Genomic DNA, 16083 nt, shown 5'->3' with positions numbered 1-16083 from the left:
TTAGAGCGCACATCGCGCCACCCCGCCCGTGCCGGCGCCGAGGAGGCCGCCGCCGACGCGGCCGCCCTCCTTCGCGAAGCCCGAATAGGCATCGTTGACCATCAGAAGTCCCACCCCTCTTGTTCCTTCTCCACGGCGGACGCACCGGCCGCCGCGGGTTCGGCGAACGCCTCGCCCGCCATTCCCGCGGTCAGCGTCGTGCCGTCCGCGGGGTCGATCAGCAGGAAGGAGCCCGTCAGGCGCGAGTCCGCGTAGGCGTCCAGCGGCAGCGGCTCGGCCGTGCGCAGCACGACGGCGCCGATGTCGTTGACGTCCAGCTGTGCCGGCCCGGACTCGTGCGCGAGCCCGGCCGTGAGATTGATGCGGTACGGCAGCGCCTTGACGATGGCCTTCACCGTGCGCGTCGCGTGCTTGAGCAGCACCCGCGAGCCGACCTTCAGCGGCCGCTCGTGCAGATGGCAGACGGTCGCCTCGACGTCCTGGGTGGTCGCCGGCGCCGAGGCGGTCGGCGCGATCAGGTCGCCGCGCGAGATGTCCAGGTCGTCGGCGAGCAGCACGGTCACCGACTGCGGCGCCCAGGCGACGTCGACCGGCTCGCCGAGGGCGTCGATGCCGGTGATGGTGCTGGTCGCGCCGGACGGCAGGACCGTCACCTCGTCACCGACCCGGAGGATGCCGGAGGCGATCCGGCCCGCGTAGCCGCGGTAGTCCGGGTGCTCGGTGGTCTGCGGACGGATCACGTACTGGACCGGGAAGCGCGCCGGCGCGTCCGTCAGGTCGGTGCCGACCTGCACTGTTTCCAGGTGCTCCAGGACAGTGGGGCCGCCGTACCAGTCCATGTTCGCGGACGGCGTCACCACGTTGTCCCCGGCGAGCGCCGAGATCGGGATCGTGGTGATGTCCGGGACGCCGAGCGACGCCGCGTACGCCGTGAACTCCTCGGCGATGGCGGCGAACACGGGCTCCGCGTACTCCACCAGGTCCATCTTGTTGACGGCCAGCACCACGTGCGGGACGCGCAGCAGCGCGGCCACCGCGGCATGGCGCCGGGTCTGCTCCACGACGCCGTTGCGGGCGTCGACGAGCACCACGGCCAGCTCCGCGGTCGAGGCGCCGGTGACCATGTTGCGGGTGTACTGCACATGGCCCGGCGTGTCGGCGAGGATGAACCGGCGCCGCGGTGTGGCGAAGTACCGGTACGCCACATCGATGGTGATGCCCTGCTCGCGCTCGGCCCGCAGGCCGTCGGTGAGCAGCGCCAGGTCCGGCGCCTCCTGGCCGCGGCGGCGCGAGGCGTGCTCGACGGCCTCCAGCTGGTCGGTCAGGACCGACTTGGAGTCGTGCAGCAGCCGCCCGACCAGGGTGGACTTGCCGTCGTCGACGGAGCCGGCGGTGGCGAAGCGCAGCTGCGAGGTGGCCGCGATCTGCTCGGCGCTGGTGACGTCGCTGATGGTGGTCATTTAGAAGTACCCCTCGCGCTTGCGGTCTTCCATCGCGGCCTCGGACATCTTGTCGTCGGCGCGGGTCGCGCCCCGCTCGGTGAGCCGGGACGCGGCGATCTCCACGATGACCTGGTCGATGGTGAAGGCGTCGGAGTCCACCGCGCCGGTGCAGGACATGTCACCGACGGTGCGGTAGCGGATGAGCCGCTTCTCCACGGTCTCCCCGGACTTCGGGCCGCCCCACTCGCCCGCCGTCAGCCACATGCCGCTGCGGGCGAAGACGTCCCGCTCGTGCGCGTAGTAGATCTGCGGCAGCTCGATGCCCTCGCGGGCGATGTACTGCCACACGTCCAGCTCGGTCCAGTTGGACAGCGGGAACACCCGGACGTGCTCGCCGGCCGCGTGCTTGCCGTTGTAGAGCTGCCACAGCTCGGGGCGCTGGCGGCGCGGGTCCCAGGCGCCGAACTCGTCGCGCAGGGAGAAGACGCGCTCCTTGGCGCGGGCCTTCTCCTCGTCGCGGCGGCCGCCGCCGAAGACGGCGTCGTACGTGCCCTCGCCGATCGCGTCGAGCAGCGGCACCGTCTGCAGCGGGTTGCGGGTCCCGTCGGGGCGCTCGCGCAGCCGGCCGTCGTCGATGTAGTCCTGCACCCGCGCCACGTGCAGGCGCAGTCCGTGCTCGGCGACCGTACGGTCCCGGTACTCCAGCACCTCGGGGAAGTTGTGGCCGGTGTCCACGTGCAGCAGCGAGAACGGCACCGCGGCGGGCGCGAACGCCTTCAGCGCCAGGTGCAGCATGACGATGGAGTCCTTGCCGCCGGAGAAGAGGATCACCGGCCGCTCGAACTCGCCCGCGACCTCGCGGAAGATGTGCACGGCCTCGGACTCGAGGGCGTCCAGGTGGCTGAGCGCGTACGCGGAATCATTGGGTGCGGCGACGGTGGTCACAGTGCCAGTCCCCTCTCGACGAGCAGCGCTTCCAGCGCCGCGGTGGAGTCCTCGACGGTGCGCCCGTGGGTCTCGAGGCGCAGGTCCGGTGCCTCGGGCGCCTCGTACGGGTCGTCGACCCCGGTGAGACCGGAGATCTCACCCGCGGCCTGCTTGGCGTAGAGGCCCTTCACATCGCGCTCGGAGCACACCTCGACCGGGGTGGCCACATGCACCTCCAAGTACGGGGTGCCCTGCTTCCGGTGGCGCCCGCGGACCGCCTCGCGGCTGTCCGCGTAGGGGGCGATCACGGGGACGAGGACCTTGACGCCGTTGGAGGCCAGCAGTTCGGCGACGAAGCCGATCCGCTGCACGTTGGTGTGCCGGTCCTCGCGGGTGAAGCCGAGCCCGGCGGAGAGGAACTCGCGGATCTCGTCGCCGTCCAGCACCTCCACCCGGTGGCCGGCCTCGCGCAGCCGGTCCGCCAGCGCGAAGGCGACCGTGGTCTTGCCCGCGCTCGGCAGACCGGTCAGCCACACCGTGGCACCCGCCTGCCGCGGGCTCGCCGGCACGCTCATCGTTCGCTCCTGGGATATCTGAGTGGTCATCAGCCGTGCAGTCCGCACTCGGTCTTGCCGCGCCCGGCCCAGCGGCCGGCGCGGGCGTCCTCGCCCTCCAGCACCCGGCGGGTGCACGGCTCGCAGCCGACGGACGCGTAGCCGTCCATCAACAGCGGGTTGGTCAGCACCCCGTGCTCGGCGACGTACGCGTCCACGTCCGTCTGCGTCCAGCGGGCGATCGGGGAGATCTTCACCTTGCGGCGCTTCTCGTCCCAGCCGACGACCGGCGTGTTGGCGCGGGTCGGGGACTCGTCGCGGCGCAGCCCGGTGGCCCAGGCGTCGTACCCGGTCAGGCCCTGCTCCAGCGGCTTGACCTTGCGCAGCGCGCAGCACAGGTCCGGGTCGCGGTCGTGCAGCTTCGGCCCGTACTCGGCGTCCTGTTCTGCGACGGTCTGCACCGGGGTCAGCGTGATGAGGTTGACGTCCATCACCGCGCCGACCGCGTCACGGGTGCCGATGGTCTCGGGGAAGTGGTAGCCGGTGTCGAGGAAGACCACGTCCACGCCCGGGAAGGCGCGGGACGCGAGGTGCGCCACGACGGCGTCCTCCATCGAGGACGTGACGCAGAAGCGCGGGCCGAACGTCTCGGCGGCCCAGCGCAGGATGTCCAGCGGGGCCGCGTCCTCCAGGTCGCGGCCGGCCTGTTCGGCCAGACTGCGCAGGTCCTCGGCGGTGTGCTGTGCGGTGGTCACGACTCGCCTCCAGTCGGGGGGTTCTTCCGGAGTCCCTCGGTCAGCAGACCGAGGAACTTCAACTGGAAGGCCCGGTTGCACGCCCGGCATTCCCACGCGGCTCCCGATCCGTGCGGAACCTTCTCCTCGGACGGGCGCAGATCCTCGTCCCCGCAGTACGGGCAGTAGAACGGCGCGGCGCGCTCGGTCATGACAGTGCCTCCTCGGAGGCGCGGGCGGCCCAGGTGGCGAAGCGCTCGTCGTCCTCGCGCTCCTCCTCGAAGCGCCGCAGCACCCGCTCGACGTAGTCGGGCAGCGCGGCGGAGGTGACCTTCAGACCGCGCACCTTGCGGCCGAAGCCGGGCTCCAGTCCGAGGCTGCCGCCCAGGTGCACCTGGAAGCCCTCGACCTGCTCGCCGTTCTCGTCGGTGACGAGCTGGCCCTTGAGACCGATGTCCGCCACCTGGATGCGGGCGCAGGAGTTGGGGCAGCCGTTGACGTTGATGGTCAGCGGCTGGTCGAAGTCCGGCAGCCGGTGCTCCAGCTCGTCGATGAGCGAGGCGCCGCGCGCCTTGGTCTCGACGATGGCCAGCTTGCAGAACTCGATACCGGTGCAGGCCATGGTGCCGCGCCGGAACGGCGACGGCTTCACCTGGAAGCCGAGCGCCTCGAGACCGGCCACCAGGGACTCGACCCGCGCCTCCTCGATGTCCAGCACGATCATCTTCTGCTCGACGGTGGTGCGCAGCCGGCCCGAGCCGTGTTCGGCGGCCAGGTCCGCGATCTTGGAGAGCGTCGAGCCGTCGATCCGGCCGACCCGCGGCGCGAAGCCCACGTAGAAGCGGCCGTCCTGCTGGCGGTGCACGCCGACGTGGTCGCGCCACTGCTGCTCGGGGTACTCCGGGGCGGGGCCGTCGGTGAGCTTGCGCTGGAGGTACTCGTCCTCCAGGATCTGCCGGAACTTCTCCGGGCCCCAGTCGGCGACCAGGAACTTCAGCCGGGCGCGGGTGCGCAGCCGGCGGTAGCCGTAGTCGCGGAAGATGCCGATGACCCCGGCCCACACGTCGGCGACGTCGTCCAGCGGGACCCACGCGCCGAGCCGTACGCCGAGCTTGGGGTTGGTGGACAGCCCGCCGCCGACCCACAGGTCGAAGCCGGGGCCGTGCTCGGGGTGGTGCACCCCGACGAACGCGATGTCGTTGATCTCGTGCGCCACGTCCAGCAGCGGCGATCCGGAGATCGCCGTCTTGAACTTGCGCGGGAGGTTGGAGAAGTCCTTGGAGCCGATGTAGCGCGAGTGGATCTCGTCGATCGCGGAGCTGCCGTCGATGATCTCGTCGGCCGCGATCCCCGCCACCGGCGAGCCGAGGATGGTGCGCGGGGTGTCGCCGCACGCCTCGGTGGTGGACAGGCCGACGGCCTCCAGCCGGCGCCAGATCTCCGGAACGTCCTCGATCCGGATCCAGTGGTACTGGACGTTCTGCCGGTCGGTCAGGTCGGCGGTGCCGCGGGCGAACTCCTGCGAGATCTCACCGATGACGCGCAGCTGCTCGGTGGTGAGCCGGCCGCCGTCGATGCGGACCCGCAGCATGAAGTACTCGTCGTCGAGCTCGTGCGGCTCGAGGATGGCGGTCTTGCCGCCGTCGATCCCGGGCCTGCGCTGGGTGTAGAGACCCCACCAGCGCATGCGGCCGCGGAGGTCGGCGGGGTCGATCGAGTCGAAACCGCGCTGGGAGTAGATCGTCTCAATGCGTGTCCGCACGTTGAGACCGTCATCGTCCTTCTTCGTCTGCTCGTTGGCGTTGAGCGGCGTGAAGTGGCCCATGGCCCACTGGCCCTCACCACGGTGGCGTCCGGCCTTGCGGCGGGCCGTGGTGTCGGCTGGCTGATCAGGAGTGGAGGCCATGGCGATGCGTCCTTCGGGCAGGGGCGAATACGTCGGTGGTAGCGCGGATGCACCCTATGGCCTGCGGAAACCTGAAATCGATCAGGGCAGTTGGCGGCGGCGGGGCGCATGCGCGACCACGGCGCGAGAGGGTGGCGGGGGTGCCGGCGCCAACCGGCGCGGCGCGATCAGCTCGCCGGACAGATGGCGCTGGACACGCGGCAGAAGTCGACGTGCGGCCGACCTACCAAGGCGATTCCAGTGCGGGACATGTCGGAAGCGTGGCATGAGGGTCTTGGACGAGTCCACCGTCGTCCAGCATGTGGACCAGATTATCCCATTTGGTGAGACGCTGTGCTCTGCGTCACTGCTCCACGGGCCACGGCCCGGTCGGCACCGGCTGATCCGGTTCGTCCGCCGTCCTGGTGTCGAAGAGCCGGAACCCGCGCCGCTCGTAGTTCGCCATCGCGTGCGGCCCGTCCAGGCTGCAGGTGTGCACCCACACCCGCTTCGTCGCGGCCCGCCCCGGCCACCGGCCGGCCAGGTCCCAGGCGCGCGCGGTCCCGTACGACAGCAGATGGCCACCGATGCCGCGGCCCCGGAACGCCGGCAGCAGCCCGAAGTACATGATCTCCACGACGCCGTCGTCCTGCGGGTCGAGCTCCACGAACCCGGCCGGGGTGCCCCGGTCGTACGCCACCCACGTCTCCGAGCCCGGCCGGTCCAGATGCGCCTGCCAGCGCCCGTACGTCCAGCCCAGCCGGTCGGTCCACAGACAGTCCGCGCCGACCGACGCATAGAGGAAGCGGCTGAAGTCGGGCGACGGCACCTCGGCGGCCACGATCCGGACCCCCGACCCGGCGGCGGGCACGGCCGAGGGCCGCAGATCCGCCGGTGCGGTCTGTTCGAGGGACCAGGTGGTCACGCTGATGCTCATGCCACCAGCCTAATTCGCCGCCGCCGCACAGCCGCGACCGGATCAGCGCACCGCGCCCATCCGGGCGAAGACGACGACATTGCCGTCGTATCCGCCCTTCTCCGTGAAGCCGCCGCCACAGGTGATGACACGCAACTCGGCCGCGCCGGTGTCCCCGTACACCCGCTTCGCCGGGAACGCGTCCTTGGCGAAGGCCTCGACGCCGTACACGTCGAAGACCGCGGTGCGGCCGTCCCGGCGGGTCACCTCGACGCGGTCCCCCTTCTTCAGGGCGCCGAGACCGTAGAACACGGCGGGCCCCGCCAGATTGTCGACATGCCCGTCGATGACCGAGGTGCCGGCCGCGCCCGGCGTGGGGGAGTTCCTGAACCAGCCGGCCAGGTTCTTCTCCGCCGGCGGCGGCGAGCCCACCCAGCCGTCCTTGTCGAGCGCGACGGTGATCAGCGGGGCGTTCACCCCGATCGACGGAATCCTGACCCGGACCGGCGGCGAGGCCGGCAACGGCGGCGGGACCTTCCGGGCGGCAGGGGGGACGACACCCGGAATCGTTTCGACGGCGGCTGCCGCTGCGGGCTGCGGAGGAAGAGCCCGCTCCTCGGAACCGCTGCGGATCAGGGCCACCCCGACGACAGCGATCAGAGCGACGGCGACGGGTGCGGCGAGGCCCTTGCGCGCCGGCTGCTCCGTGGCCATGGCCTTCCTCCCGCTCGGGGCCCCGGGGGACCACCCTCCGAAACGCTAGACGCGGGGCGGGCGGGCGGCGACAGCTGGCAGGCGATCGGGTGGTGCGGGGCGCGCGCCCCAGGGCCGCCGGAGCCGGCCCCCTCCACGCCCTGCCGCCACCCGGCAGAGCCTCGTACGCTGTCCCGCATGTCCCGTACGAGTCCGAGCCGCCCCGTCGTCGTCCTCGGCGAATGCGTAGCCGACGCCTTCGCCGCCCCCCGGTCCGGCGAGCCGGCCGCCGGGCTCGACCTGACCGTCGCACCGGGCGGCGGCCCCGCCAACACCGCGGTCGCGCTGGCCCGGCTCGGCACGCCCACCCGGTTCCTCGGCCGGCTGTCGGGCGACGTCTTCGGCCGGCTCTTCCGCGAGCGGCTGGCCGGCTCCGGCGTCGACCTGACCGGCTGCCCCGACGCTGCCGAGCCCAGCACGCTCGCCGTCGCCGACCTCGACGAGGCCGGCCGGGCCCGCTACACCTTCCACGCCGAGGGCACCGCCGACTGGCAGTGGACGGCGGCCGAGCTGACGGCCGGGCTGCCCGCCGACCCGGCCTGTCTGCACACCGGCTCCCTCGCCCTCGTGCGCGACCCCGGCGCCGGCCGCGTCGAAGAGCTCCTCGACGACCTCCGCCCCCGCACCACCATCAGCATCGACCCGAACGTCCGACCGGGCCTCGTACCCCCCGACCGCTACCGGCAGCGGCTGTCCCGCTGGTGCGCGGCGGCCGACATCCTCCGCCTCAGCGACGACGACCTCGGCCACCTCCACCCCGGCACCCCGCTGGAAAAGGCCTGCGACGAATGGCACGCCCTCGGCGTCCCCCTCGTCGTCATCACCCTCGGCCCCGAGGGCGCCCTCGCCTCCCTCGACGGCGACCGACTCCACGTACCGGCCCAGCCGTGCGACGTCGTCGACACCGTCGGAGCGGGCGACGCGTTCATGGCGGGCCTGCTGCACCATCTGCACGGCGCGGGCCACCTCGGCGGCCGCCTCACCGCACTCACTCCTGCGGACGTCCAGAAGGCGGTCACCCTGGGGACCGCAGTGGCTGCCGCCACCTGCGCGGTACAGGGCGCGAACCCGCCCTGGCCGCATCAGCTCTAACGCTGCGCCGCGCGCCTCCGGCGGTGGTGGGGGTACGTCGGCGCCCGCAGCGCCGTTGCGCCGCGCGCCTCCGGCGGTGGTGGGGGTACGTCGGCCCCTGCCGCGCCGTTGCGCCTGCGGCGGGCTTTCCCCACCCACCCGCCCTTACCCGTCACGCATGCACGTGCGTCGGCACCCGCGGAGGTGAGGGGTGGGGGAGGGATGCGCGTGCGTGGGCATCACCCACGAACGACCCGATCAGCCGTGCCGCGCAGCCAGAACCGCCGGCGCCACCGAATGCGGTAGCAGATCGGCCCCCCGCTCCGGCCGCACCAACTCCACCTCAACCCCGTCCGCGAACCGATAGGGCCGATGCGCCAGCACCCCCGCAAGGTTGCGGCGCAGCCGCGACAGCTCCGCGCGGACCGTCACCGTCCGTCCCGCGTCCCCGAACAGGTCCTGCGCCAGCTCCGCCGCACTGCGCCCACCCCGGTGCAGCGCCAGCACGAAGAGCAGCTCGGCATGGCGCGGGCTGAGCTGCTGTGCCCAGCTGCCCGCCGCGCCCGAGACCGTCACCGTCCAGGCGCGTGCCCGGCTGACGTCCAGGACGACCCGGCTCATGGGGGCCGCCGGGTCACGGTCGGCGCCGACCCGGATCAGCCAGCCGCCGGGCAGTGGCTCCAGGGTGCACCTGCCCAGGCTCGGCAGCCACATCTCGCCGGACCGTACGGAGGCCGGCAGGGCCACCCGGTCCGGGGGCGCCATGCCGGTGACCGCGGCGGTCCAGCCGTTGCGGTCGACCGCAACGGCCCGGTCGTCCGCCCCCGCCATCCGCGCCAGCAGCGGTGCCGCGATCGCCCGCAGCCGTTCGATGGAGGCCCAGTGCCGCAGCCGGAGTTCGCCCTCGGCGACCCGGGTCACGGCGGTCACCAGGGACAGGGTGGCCGGGTGGATGGTGGCGGCGGGGCCGCTGATGTCGACGACGCCGAGCAGCCGGCCGTCCCGCGGATCGTGCAGGGGGGCGGCGGCGCAGGTCCACGCGTGGTGGGTGCGTACGAAGTGCTCGGAGGAGTGCACCTGGACGGGCGCGCGCGTCACCAGCGCGGTGCCGATGGCGTTGGTGCCGACCACGTCCTCGGCCCAGGACGCGCCCTCGGCGAAACCGAGCCGGTCCGCACTCCTGCGCACCGCGAGGCTGCCGTCCCGCCACAGCACCCGGCCCTCGCCGTCCGTGACCACCATGATGTGCCAGGCGACGTCGGCGACCGTCACCAGTCCCTCGCGCAGCAGCGGCATGACGTCGCCCAGCGGCGAGGACTGCCGGCGGTGTTCGAGCTCCTCCGTGGAGAGCAGGCCGGCGTGCCGGCCGATGTCCGGATCCACCCCGTGGTTCCTGACCCGGAGCCAGGACTCGCTGATCACCGTGCGGGGCGCCGCGGGCGGGGCGTCACCCGCCAGGGCGGCCTCGTGCACGCCGGCGAGCAACCGCGCCGACTCGCGGACGCCCATGGCCCCGAGACGGCCGAGACCGATCGGTGGGTCTGTCACATTGCCCCCGGTTTGACTGCTTCTCACGTCCTGCTGCCCATGGTGCCGCCGCTACGTCCGCGGTGCCCCGGCAACCGGCATATCCATTGCAACGAGCTGCAACTGTTGCGGGTGCGCGGGGGCCCGACGGACAGTGACGCGGCGATGCCGCACCCGGTCTCCTGGGAGATCCGTTGCACCGTCCGACGCGCCACACAAGGGGGGTATCCCGCCATGTCGACCACGCCGTCCCGGGTGGTCGTCGGTGGCGCTCCCGACGCCGGATACCTGCGTGACGGGTCCCCTTCTTCACGCTCCCAAGTAGCCTGTGTGGACGGGCTGTCGGCGTCGCTCGCCGTCCCGGCCGACCTCGTGATTCCGGCACGGCTGCCCTCGGGCATCGAGGGCACCAGGACCGGGGGTGGTGCCGAGTCGGCGCGGCGCCACCCTCTGCCGGCGCGGTGGCGGCCGCTCACCTTTCCAGGCCCCCCTCCGAGGGTGAGAGCCGCCGCCGCGCCACCCCAGAGCCCAGTCGCCCAGCGCCCCGCACACAGCGCCGCTCAGTCCGTGAGCGGCCGGGCGCGGTCCACGATCGAGGCCAGGTCGAGGGTGTGCGGAAGGGTGCCGAACGTGGCTCCCCAGTCGCCGCCGAGGCGTGAGGCGCAGAACGCGTCGGCCACGGCGGACGGGGCGAACCGTACGAGCAGGGAGCCCTGGAGGATCAGGGCCATCCGTTCCACGATGCGCCGGGCACGGGCCTCCACCCCGTCCAGGTCGGCGAGTTCCGTCAGCAGCCCCTTGATGGCACCGTCGAGCCGGTGGTCCGCTCCGCGGGCCAGGCCGATCTCGGTGAGGAACGCGTTCAGGGCCATCGGGTCGCGCCGCAGCACCCGCAGCACGTCCAGCGCCTGGACGTTGCCCGACCCCTCCCAGACCGAGTTCAGCGGGGACTCGCGGAACAGTCTGGGCATCCCCGACTCCTCCACGTACCCGTTGCCGCCCAGGCACTCCAGCGCCTCCACGGCGACGGCCGGACAGCGCTTCGTCACCCAGTACTTGGTGACGGCCACCGCCAGCCGCCGGAAGTGCCGCTCCTGTTCCGTGCCGGTGTCGTAGGAGGCGGCGAGCCGCATCGCGGTGGTCGTGGCGGCCTCCGACTCCAGGGCCAGGTCCGCCAGGACGTTGCGCATCAGCGGCTTGTCGATCAGCGGACCGCCGAACGCGCTGCGGTGGGTGGCGTGGTGCACCGCCTGGGCGACCGCCTGCCGCATGATGGCCGCGGAACCGACAGCGCAGTCCAGCCGGGTCGCCGCGACCATCTCGATGATGGTCGCCACCCCCCGGCCCTCCTCCCCGACCCGGCGCGCCCACGTCCCGTCGAATTCCACCTCGGACGAGGCGTTGGAACGGTTGCCGAGCTTGTCCTTCAGCCGCTGGATCGCGAAGACGTTCCGGGTCCCGTCGGGCAGCACCCGCGGCAGCAGGAAGCAGCTGATCCCGTCCGGGGCCTGGGCCAGCACCAGGAAGCCGTCCGACATGGGCGCGGAGCAGAACCACTTGTGGCCGGTCAGCGCGTAGGTGCCGTCCTCGGCGAGTGGTTCCGCGCGGGTGGTGTTGGCCCGGACGTCGGAGCCGCCCTGCTTCTCCGTCATCCCCATGCCGAACAGCGCGCCGGGTTTCGCACCGGCCGGGGCGAGCAGCGGATCGTAGATCCGGGAGCGGAGCCGCGGCTCCCATTCGGCGGCCAGCGCCGGATCGGCGCGCAGGGCCGGCACCGCCGCGTGCGTCATCGACACCGGGCAGCCGTGCCCGGCCTCGGCCTGCGACCACACCAGGAACCCGGCCGCGCGGCGCAGATGCCCGTCGGGGCGGGACCAGGCGTCGGTCAGCCCCGCCGACACCGCGTGGCCCAGCAGCCGGTGCCAGGACGGATGGAAGTCGACCTCGTCGATCCGGTGGCCGTACCGGTCATGGGTGCGCAGCACCGGCGGACTGCTGTTCGCCGCTTCCCCCCAGCGCTGCGCCTGGGCCGAGCCCGCGGCCCGGCCCAGCTCACCCAGTTCGTCCTGGATCTCCGCCAGCCGCTCCGGGGCCGCATGGCGTTCGACGGCCTCGACGAGCGCGGCGTCGGAGGCGTGGACGTCATATCCGACCAGCGGCGGAGGCTGGTTGGTCACGGTGTGCGTGAGGGCGCTCATGGCAGCAACCGTAGGCGCCCGCGCGCGCCGTACGGAAGGCGCCGCACCCGCCGCCGGGGGGCCGGTCCTGGCGCCCGGCAGGGGGTGGGACCGGGCCCGCCCGGTGCGGATACCGTAGGCGGGTGCACGCAGCGGATGGAAGAAAAGGGCGGCCTCCCGGCCGCTGGGGCAGGGCCCGGGCTCTGTACCGGAATGTGTCGAAGCGCAAGGTCGGCTGGCTGCTGCTGAAGGACACCGTCAACTCCTCCATCGAGTACCGGGTCACCGGGCTCGCCGCGGAGGCGGCCTTCTTCGTTCTACTGTCGCTCCCGCCGCTGCTGCTCGGCCTGGTCGGCGCGCTCGGCTACGTGGACACCGTCATCCGCACCGACACGATCGCGCACCTGCGCGAGAACATCCTCACCGCGTCCGCGACGGTGCTGTCGGGCAAGGGTGTGAACCAGCTGGTCCGGCCGCTGGTGGACAGCGTCTTTCACGGGCGGCGGCCCGATCTCATCTCGCTCGGCTTCGTGATCGCGCTCTGGTCGGGCTCCCGCGCCGTCAACGTCTTCGTCGACACCATCACGATCATGTACGGCCTGGAAGGGCACCGCGGGATCGTCAAGACCCGGCTGCTCGCCCTGCTGCTGTACATCGTCGCGCTCGTCGTCGGCGCGTTGGTGCTGCCGCTGATGGTCGCCGGCCCTGACGCGTTCGTCTCGGTGCTGCCGCGCAGCCAGGGCACCATCCACATCCTCTACTGGCCGGTCGTCCTGCTGGTGTCGATCGCCTTCCTCACCACGCTCTACCACGTGTCGGTGCCCGTGCGGTCGCCCTGGTACGAGGACGTGCCGGGCGCGCTCATCGCGCTGATGATGTGGGTCCTTGGCAGTTTCCTGCTGCGCATCTACCTCACGAACACCGTCGAGGGCCCGACGATCTACGGTTCGCTGGCCGCGCCCGTCGCGGTGCTCCTGTGGATCGGCATCTCCGCCTTCGCGGTGCTCGTCGGCGCCGCCGTCAACGCGGCCGTGGACCGTATCTGGCCGTCGCTCGCCACCGCCGCCGCCCGTGCCGAGAACGCCCGCGCCCTGGAGGCGGCCGCGGTCCGGGTGGTCGCCGACGCCGCCAGGCGGCGTGCCGCGGAGGACGGCCGGGACGACGACTTCGACGACGACGCGGATCTCGGCCCGGACGACCCCCCACCCGCCGAGTTCCCCGAACGCTGGACGCGCTTCCTGCCGCCGTCGGACGTCCGCGCACGCCTTCGCCGCCGCGACCGGCGCGGCGCAGAATAGAGCTGTGTACCAGGAGAGGCTGTCCCGGGTCGCGGGCGCGGTGCTCTGGACCCGGACCGTCGGGGCCGGGGAGGGCGGGCCCTACCGGGTGCTGCCCGACGGCTGCATGGACGTGATCTGGTGCGACGGGGAACTGATCGTCACCGGCCCCGACACCCGCGCCCATGTGGCGCAGACCCCCGCGGGCGCGCGCTTCGCCGGGCTGCGGTTCGCGCCCGGGCAGGGGCCGGGGGTGCTGGGCGTTCCGGCGTACGAACTGCGTGATCTGCGGGTGCCGCTGGCCGCGGTCTGGCCCGGCGGCACCGCGCGGCGGATCGCCGAGCGGATCGGGGACGCGGCCGATCCGGGGAGCGCGCTCGAGGACGCGGTGACCGGGTCCCTACCCGGGACCGGCCGGCGCGGGCCCGGAGCCGCGGATCCGCTGCTGGCCGCGACGGCGTCCCGGCTGGCCTCCGGCGGGAGCGTGGCCGCCGCGGCGGAAGCCGCCGGGCTGGGCGAACGGCAGCTGTACCGGCGCAGCCTGGCGGCGTTCGGCTACGGCCCGAAGACGCTCGCGCGGGTCCTGCGGCTGCAACGGGCGCTGGAACTGGCCCGGCGCGGCACCCCGTTCGCCGAGGTCGCGGTGGCGGCGGGGTACGCCGACCAGGCCCATCTCGCGCGCGAGGTGAAAGCGCTGGCCGGAGTACCGCTCGGCGAGCTCGTCGGTCAAGTCGGTCAAGCAGCAGGGCCCGGCTCGGCCGGCAGCGCCGCCAGCAGGTCGACGTGGTTGCCGTCGGCGTCCAGGACGGTGGCGTAACGCTGGCCCCACGGGGCGTCGAACGGTGCGAGGTGCGCGGTGTGGCCCGCGCCCGTGAGGTCGGCGTAGACCTTGTCGACCGCCGCCGGGCCGTCGCAGGTGAAGGCCAGCCCGGCCCGGCCGCTGCCCTGCGGCGGGGCCTGCCAGTCCGGGGTGAAGGACCGTACGACCTCCTCGGTGTCCCAGACGAGGAGCGGACCGCCGGGAAGCGCCGCTTCGACGTGCGGCTGGGTGTCGGCCTCCGCCGGGATGTCCAGGCCGAGCCGGCGGTAGAAGGCGAGCGACGCGGCCATGTCGGAGGCGAGCAGACCGATGAACGCGAATCGAGGAGTCATGCCGCAACGGTAGGTGCGCCGCGGGCCCGGGGTCTTGAACGAATCGGACATCGAACCGCTTCGCCACGTCGCGACAAATCGGTGGACAGCGCTTCGGGCCCTGTCGTACCGTCCTCAGGACCGCAGCGGTGGAAGACCGCGGCCGGCACACATACGCGGAGGTGTTTTTCGATGACTGTCATTGCGCAGGGCGCTGCCCTCATCCCGTCGCACAGCATCCTTATCTCCGCGGTCGCCGGCTGACCTCTTCCCGACCCTCAGCTCCGGGGCCGCCCTTTCGAAGGGCATTCCGTTGACCAACGGATCTGCTTCCCTCCCGTTCACCACGTTCGGCTGGGACTCCATTCTCGACACCGAATTCACCCCGTACGCCGCCCAGGGCCTGCTGCCCGGCCGGATCGTGCGGGTCGACCGCGGGCTCTGCGACGTCGTCACCCCTGACGGCACGCTGCGCGCGGACACCACCTTCGTCAACTCCTCGTCCGATCCCATGAAGCTGGCCTGCACCGGCGACTGGGTGGCCGTCGACCCGGAAGCGCCGACCGGTCCCGCGGTGCGCGCGCTGCTGCCGCGGCGCACGGCCTTCGTCCGCTCGACCTCGTCCAGCCGTTCCGAGGGACAGGTGCTGGCGGCCAACATCGACTACGCCGTGATCGCCGTGTCGCTGGCCGCCGAACTCGACCTGGGCCGGCTGGAACGGTTCCTGTCCCTGGCCTGGGAGAGCGGCGCGCAGCCGCTCGTCGTCCTGACCAAGGCGGACCTCGTGGCCGACACGACGCATCTGCTCGCCGACGCCGAGAGCACGGCGCCCGGCGTCCAGGTGCTCGTGGTGAGCGCCAGCACCGGTGAGGGCATCGATGTGCTCTCCGCGGTGCTGGCCGGCAGCACCTCCGTGCTCCTCGGCCAGTCCGGCGCGGGCAAGTCCACCCTGACCAACGCCCTGCTGGGCCAGGAGATCCAGGAGGTCCAGGCCATCCGTGACGCCGACGGCAAGGGGCGGCACACCACCACCACGCGGGATCTGCTGCCGCTGCCGACCGGCGGGGTGCTCATCGACACCCCCGGGCTGCGGGGGGTCGGGCTGTGGGACGCCGAGTCCGGGCTCTCACAGGTCTTCTCGGAGATCGAGGCGCTCTCCGCCGACTGCCGCTTCCACGACTGCTCGCATGTCGCGGAGCCCGGCTGCGCGGTGCTCGCCGCCCTGGAGGACGGCACGCTGCCGCACCGCAGGCTGGAGAGCTACCGCAAACTGCTGCGCGAGAACGCCTGGATCGCCTCCCGCACCGACCAGCGGCTGCGCGCCGAGATGCGCCGTGACTGGAAGATGAAGTCGGCGGCGGGCCGGGCGATGTACGAGGCGAAGCGCGGTGGTGGCGGCGGCCACCGCAGGCAGGCCTGAGACCGCACGCAGGCCTGAGACGGGTCCGGTGGCGGGTCCGGTGACGGACCCGCCATGTCCTTCAACGAGGCTGCGGTGAGCGCGGGTTCAGCCGGCGCCGTTGTGACGATGACGGCGCCGGATCGCGATCGGGCTTCCCTCGCTCCAGAACGTGGCCACGACGCTCGCGATCCCGAGGGCCACGATCACAATGCCGAGGATGATCGTGTAAACCATGAGCGTCCTCCTGTTGGCGGGGGTGCGTACCGTCACCGCACCTTCACAATCGC

At 72.6% G+C, this 16083-nt stretch carries 17 protein-coding genes; 4 read left to right on the top strand and 13 right to left on the bottom strand.

What is annotated here, in order from left to right:
* Positions 1-101: 101 nt before the first annotated feature.
* The 9 genes from G3I60_RS25075 to G3I60_RS25040 all read right to left on the bottom strand — a co-directional run bounded on the left by G3I60_RS25075 (position 102) and on the right by G3I60_RS25040 (position 7172).
* A complete protein-coding gene (locus G3I60_RS25075; RefSeq protein WP_138354330.1) occupies positions 102-1460 on the bottom strand; it encodes a sulfate adenylyltransferase subunit 1 in 1359 nt (452 codons plus the stop codon).
* Entirely contained in the window at positions 1461-2387 is a 927-nt protein-coding gene (gene cysD / locus G3I60_RS25070; RefSeq protein WP_138354331.1) for a sulfate adenylyltransferase subunit CysD, read from the bottom strand. It abuts the gene before it with no gap.
* Positions 2384-2974 (bottom strand): adenylyl-sulfate kinase, encoded by a 591-nt coding sequence (gene cysC / locus G3I60_RS25065; protein WP_164295232.1) that lies wholly within the window; start codon positions 2972-2974, stop codon positions 2384-2386. Before cysC ends, cysD begins: the two co-directional genes overlap by 4 nt.
* A complete protein-coding gene (locus G3I60_RS25060; protein ID WP_164295231.1) occupies positions 2974-3678 on the bottom strand; it encodes a phosphoadenylyl-sulfate reductase in 705 nt (234 codons plus the stop codon). The genes cysC and G3I60_RS25060 overlap by 1 nt, the downstream gene beginning before the upstream one ends.
* A complete protein-coding gene (locus G3I60_RS25055) occupies positions 3675-3869 on the bottom strand; it encodes a hypothetical protein (RefSeq protein WP_138354334.1) in 195 nt (64 codons plus the stop codon). Before G3I60_RS25055 ends, G3I60_RS25060 begins: the two co-directional genes overlap by 4 nt.
* A complete protein-coding gene (locus G3I60_RS25050; protein ID WP_138354335.1) occupies positions 3866-5563 on the bottom strand; it encodes a nitrite/sulfite reductase in 1698 nt (565 codons plus the stop codon). Before G3I60_RS25050 ends, G3I60_RS25055 begins: the two co-directional genes overlap by 4 nt.
* 167 nt (positions 5564-5730) lie before the next feature.
* A complete protein-coding gene (locus G3I60_RS46870; protein ID WP_331283982.1) occupies positions 5731-5814 on the bottom strand; it encodes a putative leader peptide in 84 nt (27 codons plus the stop codon).
* Between the two features lie 92 nt (positions 5815-5906).
* A complete protein-coding gene (locus G3I60_RS25045; protein WP_164295230.1) occupies positions 5907-6479 on the bottom strand; it encodes a GNAT family N-acetyltransferase in 573 nt (190 codons plus the stop codon).
* 42 nt (positions 6480-6521) lie between these two features.
* Complete coding sequence (locus G3I60_RS25040) at positions 6522-7172, bottom strand: class F sortase (RefSeq protein WP_164295229.1); 651 nt, start codon at positions 7170-7172, stop codon at positions 6522-6524.
* Between the two features lie 177 nt (positions 7173-7349).
* Here G3I60_RS25040 and G3I60_RS25035 point away from each other — a divergent pair, with 177 nt between their 5' ends.
* Positions 7350-8303 carry a carbohydrate kinase gene (locus tag G3I60_RS25035; RefSeq protein WP_164607742.1) on the top strand — a complete coding sequence of 318 codons (954 nt, stop codon included), beginning with the start codon at positions 7350-7352 and terminating at the stop codon, positions 8301-8303.
* Between the two features lie 237 nt (positions 8304-8540).
* Here the strand turns inward: G3I60_RS25035 and G3I60_RS25030 are convergent, their stop codons facing one another.
* Positions 8541-9791, bottom strand: a complete 1251-nt coding sequence (locus tag G3I60_RS25030) for a GAF domain-containing protein (protein ID WP_164295264.1) — start codon at positions 9789-9791, stop codon at positions 8541-8543.
* Between the two features lie 578 nt (positions 9792-10369).
* Positions 10370-12007 (bottom strand): acyl-CoA dehydrogenase family protein, encoded by a 1638-nt coding sequence (locus G3I60_RS25025; protein ID WP_164295227.1) that lies wholly within the window; start codon positions 12005-12007, stop codon positions 10370-10372.
* Positions 12008-12129: 122 nt separating this feature from the next.
* Here G3I60_RS25025 and G3I60_RS25020 point away from each other — a divergent pair, with 122 nt between their 5' ends.
* Positions 12130-13284: a YihY/virulence factor BrkB family protein gene (locus G3I60_RS25020; protein WP_164295226.1), complete on the top strand. Its 1155-nt coding sequence runs from the start codon at positions 12130-12132 to the stop codon at positions 13282-13284.
* A 4-nt stretch (positions 13285-13288) separates the two neighbouring features.
* Positions 13289-14080 carry a helix-turn-helix domain-containing protein gene (locus G3I60_RS25015; protein WP_164295225.1) on the top strand — a complete coding sequence of 264 codons (792 nt, stop codon included), beginning with the start codon at positions 13289-13291 and terminating at the stop codon, positions 14078-14080.
* Here G3I60_RS25015 and G3I60_RS25010 read toward each other — a convergent pair.
* On the bottom strand, positions 13999-14415 hold the full coding sequence (locus G3I60_RS25010; protein WP_138354342.1) for a VOC family protein: 417 nt from the start codon (positions 14413-14415) through the stop codon (positions 13999-14001). The two genes, G3I60_RS25015 and G3I60_RS25010, sit on opposite strands and share 82 nt — an antisense overlap.
* 292 nt (positions 14416-14707) lie before the next feature.
* On the opposite strand from G3I60_RS25010, the gene rsgA reads away from it, so the two are divergent.
* Positions 14708-15814, top strand: a complete 1107-nt coding sequence (gene rsgA / locus G3I60_RS25005; RefSeq protein WP_203673760.1) for a ribosome small subunit-dependent GTPase A — start codon at positions 14708-14710, stop codon at positions 15812-15814.
* 87 nt (positions 15815-15901) lie between these two features.
* Here the strand turns inward: rsgA and G3I60_RS46500 are convergent, their stop codons facing one another.
* The gene (locus G3I60_RS46500) at positions 15902-16030 is read right to left on the bottom strand and encodes a hypothetical protein (RefSeq protein ID WP_269276532.1); all 129 of its coding nucleotides are present in this window, start codon (positions 16028-16030) and stop codon (positions 15902-15904) included.
* Positions 16031-16083 lie beyond the last annotated feature (53 nt).

It is taken from the genome of Streptomyces sp. SID13666, assembly GCF_010548325.1.
In the GTDB taxonomy this organism is placed as follows: domain Bacteria; phylum Actinomycetota; class Actinomycetes; order Streptomycetales; family Streptomycetaceae; genus Actinacidiphila; species Actinacidiphila fildesensis.
The sequence above is the reverse complement of the archived record's forward strand: the minus strand, read 5'-3'. Positions and strand labels throughout refer to the sequence as shown.